This is a genomic window from Anaerovibrio lipolyticus (genome assembly GCF_021531495.1).
Lineage (GTDB): Bacteria > Bacillota > Negativicutes > Selenomonadales > Selenomonadaceae > Anaerovibrio.
The window spans coordinates 1-471 of the sequence record NZ_JADYTY010000088.1; the positions used below are offsets into that span (position 1 = coordinate 1).

The window sequence follows — 471 nt, forward strand, 5'->3', positions numbered from 1 at the left end:
CCTGATATTGTTTATCGCGTTGATACGGTAGCCTTGGAAGCTGCCTGATAGGGACAGGAAAGGAGGAACAATATGATCAGCAATCGCAAGCTCAACATGGTCTTTACTCGTGGCAATACCACCAAGACCATTTCCCTTGCCAACCCAAGGCAGGATGTTACCGGGCCAGAGGTGCACGGTGTTATGAAGGATATTATCGCCAAGGAGGTTTTCTCCTATAACGATGAAGCTGGCAAGCTGGATGGCATTAAGAAAGCCTATATCCGTGACACCGTTGTAACCGAACTGCCAGAGGCCTAAAGGCCAAATACAAACAGGCAGGAAAGTCCCCCCGCCCAGTTGCGATTGGATTTTCTACAAGACCTGATTGCATCAACCTGATATGCTACTACCCCAGTAGCAAAACCTTAGTCGATTTTAATTTTTAGTATTAAAGCACAGTCAAAACATGGGCTGCCGCCAGTGTGATAT

The 471-nt window shown here is 46.9% G+C and carries 1 protein-coding gene; it reads left to right on the forward strand.

The genetic code is table 11. From position 1 onward, the window contains the following. Positions 1–72: 72 nt before the first annotated feature. Positions 73–300, forward strand: a complete 228-nt coding sequence (locus I6E26_RS11100; protein WP_235321924.1) for a DUF2922 domain-containing protein — start codon at positions 73–75, stop codon at positions 298–300. Positions 301–471 lie beyond the last annotated feature (171 nt).

Bases quoted from the DNA above. Each gene is read 5' to 3' on its own strand.
- I6E26_RS11100 (WP_235321924.1), top strand. From the start codon at position 73: ATGATCAGCAATCGCAAGCTCAACATGGTCTTTACTCGTGGCAATACC.